The 3,695-nt window shown below is 46.6% G+C and carries 5 protein-coding genes; 2 read left to right on the top strand and 3 right to left on the bottom strand.

The features are described from left to right. On the top strand, window positions 1-213 hold a 213-nt coding region (locus NUV48_15440), incomplete at its 5' end, for a hypothetical protein (GenBank protein ID MCR4443525.1). Window positions 214-454: 241 nt separating this feature from the next. Here NUV48_15440 and NUV48_15435 read toward each other — a convergent pair. From NUV48_15435 to NUV48_15425, 3 genes are all read right to left on the bottom strand, one after another. Then, complete coding sequence (locus NUV48_15435) at window positions 455-1,255, bottom strand: AAA family ATPase (protein MCR4443524.1); 801 nt, start codon at window positions 1,253-1,255, stop codon at window positions 455-457. After that, a complete protein-coding gene (locus NUV48_15430; protein ID MCR4443523.1) occupies window positions 1,255-2,544 on the bottom strand; it encodes a DDE-type integrase/transposase/recombinase in 1,290 nt (429 codons plus the stop codon). Before NUV48_15430 ends, NUV48_15435 begins: the two co-directional genes overlap by 1 nt. 221 nt (window positions 2,545-2,765) lie before the next feature. Beyond that, window positions 2,766-3,230: a DUF6431 domain-containing protein gene (locus NUV48_15425; protein MCR4443522.1), complete on the bottom strand. Its 465-nt coding sequence runs from the start codon at window positions 3,228-3,230 to the stop codon at window positions 2,766-2,768. A gap of 76 nt (window positions 3,231-3,306) precedes the next feature. Between NUV48_15425 and NUV48_15420 the strand changes: the two genes are divergently transcribed. Then, a complete protein-coding gene (locus NUV48_15420) occupies window positions 3,307-3,585 on the top strand; it encodes a phage terminase family protein (protein MCR4443521.1) in 279 nt (92 codons plus the stop codon). Window positions 3,586-3,695 lie beyond the last annotated feature (110 nt).

The raw sequence follows: 3,695 nt of genomic DNA, 5'->3' as shown, positions 1-3,695 counted from the left end.
ATGGAGGAAGTGTTCATGATCAAAGATTTGTACAAAGACGGCGTTACCGTTACCATAATCTCCGAGATCCTGAAATGCAGGGATCTTCTGGGTCCACAGGCTTCAACCCACGCCCCCGCACGGGGAGCGACTCGAGGTGGAGACAGGGAGCTAGCTGATACTGTAACTTTGCAGATTTTTTGTCTCGGTCATTTACACAATAATTTAGGCTAAAAACTCCTTTTTAACTGCAAAATTTGCATAGATTTTGTCCAACATACTTTTAGAATTGCACATTATATGTCTTGCACAATAAATAAGGTTACGAAACTCCTTCAGGATGCAGGAGTTCCTGTGGACAGTGCCGCCCTGTGGACAAACCCTTTTTGGGGTTGTCCACAGGGCTTGGACAACGCTACTGCGTTGCCCACACTGACCACAGCACCTAAGACGGCCCAAAAAGAATAATTAATGATCAAAAGCCTAATTCAACAGCAGCCTGTCTTACAGCTTCCTCATCAATGTACTTAAGCCCCTTCTGGCAACCATAGATTAAGCTGGTCGTTGCCAGGTTGTTCACCAAACGTGGCCAGCCCCGGCTCACCGTAGCCATAGCTTCCACGGCAGAATCTGAAAAGATGGGGTAATTAGCGCCGGCTCTGCGCATGTGGTGCTCCAAGTAGTTTTTTGTTTCCTCTTTAGAAAGAGGTGACATTTTGAAACGCATAATTAACCTTTGACTTAAAGGCTGGTTATGGGTTAACGACATTTTAATCGCCAAGGCAGGCAGCCCGCAAAGTACCAGGACAAACGGATTCTCCGAGTCCATTGAAAAATTGAATAACAAATGGAGGTCACTGAAAAACTTCGTACTGGCCAGTTGCAGTTCGTCCAGAATAATCACCGGAACAACTTTCTTGCCGGAATAATTATTTTGAATCGCCTCTTGAATCTGATTAAATAGATCCACCTTGCGAAAAGCCGGCTCAAGGCCCAGACTAAAAGCCAGCCCCCGGTAGAAATCCGTAACAGTAACCGTAGAAAGCGGGAAGTAAGCCACCCGGTAAAGAGAAGGATTGAGGGAAACCACAAAGGCACGCAGCCCGGAAGTTTTACCCGAACCCGCTTCGCCTACCACCATGCCAATACCCCGGCTGTCTTTTAGATAATTAAGCCGGGCCAGGAGTTCCTGGTGTGAGGATGACAGGTACAAATCCCCTGCTTTGATATCCTTCGTAAAAGGCCTGGTAGCCAGGGAGTAGAAAGCGGTAAACATCACCTACCACTCTCCTTTTGCAAAAGGGCCGTATGAAAAGATAATACCTGCGGGGAAGTATCATTTTCGCTGCGCTTGCGCCTCACTCTAGCGTTATCCGCCAATTGAACCGGTAATCCCTGACCTACAAATTTGTCATTGGTGTAAATCAATATCTTGCTTAAGTCGTTTAGTTCAAACCGTACCTCCACCTTTTGGCCAATCAGGGTGGACGGTACCTCGAAGAGCCTGCCTCCGATGGAAACAGTGGCATCATTGTGCACCCGGCGGTATTCCCTTTTTAAGAATAACTCCCGGATCAAATCCGGTTTCCTCGCGAACTTAACCTGGTTTACCAAACTTAAGTATTTATCCAGGGGTGACATGCCCAGGGATGAGTGAACACGGCGGTGGTAGTCTTCCTCCAACCACTTGCCAAAAGCACGGTTCAATTCATCCAGGGAAGTTACCGGATAAGACAGGAGGGGCAGGAAACGCTCTCTTACCGTGCGAAAGAAACGTTCAATTTTCCCCTTGCTAGGAGCGTCGTAAGGCTGGGTATGGGAAACCGTGGTGCCCATTTGAGCGCAGGCCAAGTGAAACAATTGCGAGCGGTAAACCTTCCCGTTATCCAGGTAGACAATCTTGGGAATACCCCGGCGTATAACCGCCTCAATATAGACTTTTTTCATGACCTCGAAATTTTGTTCGAAAGAAAACTGGGCGAAAGTAACCACGCGGGAGCAGTCATCGATAAAGGCAAAAAGATAAGTGGGCTTCTTCCTGCCATTAACCAACACATAAGGTCCCGCCATCATGTCACCCTGCCACATCCGGTTTACCTCATCGTAGGCAAAGCGCTTGCGGTCCTTAGCCACAACCTTGTCCACCAGTGGCTTGGCCAGGTTTTTCTTCTTGAGAAAACGGTAGACCGAATGATAAGAAACCTTAGAGCGCAAAATGAGCCCATCTTTAGCCATTTGGTCATAAAGAAGCATTACGCTCAAGCCCGGGTTTTCATGTCTGAAAGCAATAATTTTCTCAGCAAGTACTTCAGAAATCACCCTTGAGCTGCCCTTATCCTTACGGTTCTGGGGCTTGAGCCCTTCCAGGTTGTTTTTGCGGTAGTCCCAAAGCCAACGGCGAAAGGTTTTTTCACAGTATTCTTTTTTCCCGTAGTAAGGGACATCGTGTACCAGACTGGAAATCCGCTCCAGGTAGGCCTTTGGATCATCCACCTGGTTGTTTAGCAGGGGAGCAATCAGGCCAAAGCGAAAAAGAGCGACTTCCATTTTTTGTTCTTCGTTCAAAGCCATTTCGCACCTCCAATAGAGTAGAGTATTGGAGGATAACCGGTTAACCCCACGATGAAAATTATATGGGAAAAGGGCCATTACCACCACGCAAATATTGTGTGGATCAAATAAATTTGCCGAATGGATGTGGAATTATGTTAAAATGATCTTGCCATAAAGTTAGCCAAGACCCGGTTGGATAAACTACTGACCTCTGCCAAGGTCGTTTCACTTGCTCAAGTGGAGTTTAACCGGTTGACTATCTTTATGGCCCCTTTATTTTTATCTGCCGGAAGTTGCTCTCGCCAGTGCTGTTCTCTTAGGGCGCTAACGATGGCGGGGATATTAGCTAAGAATCGCTTATGGTAAAAGGCGGCTAGCTGGCGCCCAATGGCAGTAGTTGTTTTTTGGAAACGCTCCCGCAGGCTTTTTAAAATGGTGTTGCGGTTGTATTGGAAATATGGCAGAAGAAACCAAGGTAAAAGAGATATCGTCTTTAAGCAGGCAGGACACAGGTAGCGGCAGATGCAGATACGGTAACACCGTTTGCCGGCCAGGGCATTGCGTTCATAGAAGCCATGTCGTTTTAGTTTGACTGCAGAATGGCAACAGGGGCATTTAGTTAGTACAGGGAAAACCACTGAGTATCTGTCTTTTGCATAGGTTGATAGCTTAACTGGCAGAATCCAAGGAATTTGCAAAATAATAACCTCCCCAAAGAAACTGCAAATATTTTAGCAAATTGGAGAGGGTTGGGGATCATCTTTTAGAAAACGATTGTGCAAAGAAATCCTTCTTGCCAGTACTGTTTTATGCGCAAGATTACAGAAACTGACACTGGAAGAAAAAATAGCCCATGGCGGCCATCCGGTTCTGCGCTGGATGATGGATAATATTTTTATCCGCACTGATCCCGCCGGAAATATTAAGCCAGATAAAGAGAAAAGCACCGAGCGGATTGACGGTGCGGTGGCACTGATCATGGCTCTTGACCGTGCGATTCGCTGCGGCTGCGATATGGGTGCGAGCGTCTATGAGACGAACGTGGGCTGTTGATTCTATAACATTTTAGCTAACCGATTGCATTCCGCAATACAATCGGGCATAATAATATCAGAATAGGAGGTGTTCATTATGGCAAGAACATCAAATATATTTGCCCGAGT

This window comes from Peptococcaceae bacterium (genome assembly GCA_024655825.1).
Taxonomy (GTDB): domain Bacteria; phylum Bacillota; class Peptococcia; order DRI-13; family PHAD01; genus JANLFJ01.
The sequence above is the reverse complement of the archived record's forward strand: the minus strand, read 5'-3'. Positions and strand labels throughout refer to the sequence as shown.

Coding starts and splice junctions, on each gene's coding strand:
- NUV48_15435 (MCR4443524.1), bottom strand. CDS start 1,255: ATGTTTACCGCTTTCTACTCCCTGGCTACCAGGCCTTTTACGAAGGAT.